The organism is Kocuria sp. CPCC 205260 (genome assembly GCF_040981045.1).
GTDB lineage: Bacteria > Actinomycetota > Actinomycetes > Actinomycetales > Micrococcaceae > Kocuria > Kocuria palustris.
Genome location: NZ_JAVKPT010000096.1, coordinates 1 through 530 on the forward strand (window position 1 = coordinate 1; position 530 = coordinate 530).

At 67.0% G+C, this 530-nt stretch carries 1 pseudogene; it reads right to left on the minus strand.

The features are described 5' to 3' along the window. Positions 1-530: pseudogene (locus RF645_RS13360) on the minus strand (hypothetical protein); the annotation flags it as partial.

The following is a 530-nucleotide window of genomic DNA, read 5'->3' on the forward strand; positions in this document are numbered from 1 at the left end:
TGGGTCGGCATCTGCTTGGAGAACACCACCGCCTCCAGAGGTTCCACCGCCCACCCGAACTTGCGGGCCACGAACACCTCGGCGGCATCAGCCCAGGACTCCCCGGTGGCCCCGGGACGGTTGGGGTAGTACCAGCCGGAGGCGGTGTCACGGTGCTGGCAGCCGAAGATCCCGATGTGGTGCCAGTTGTCCGGGACGGTGAACTTCACCCGGAACCGGGCCCGGCAGTAGGGGTCGGAATCCAACAGCTCGGTGGCCTTGGACTGGTTCAGTCGCACCCCCGGCCCCAGGCCCAGGCGGTTGCACAGGGAGGCGTACATGAACCGTCCGTCCACGTAGGCAAACCTGTCCAGGTGGGTGATCACGTTCGGGTCGATCATCGGCACCACATCCGGGTGCTCGTCCGCACTGGGGCCGGCCACGGTGTGCTCGAGGTGGTGCTGGCCGCTGGTGGCGTGCAGCTCCTCGGCGATGTCCTCAGAGACCGGTTCCAGGGTGATCGACTTGGGCAGCGAGGCTGCCCACAGATT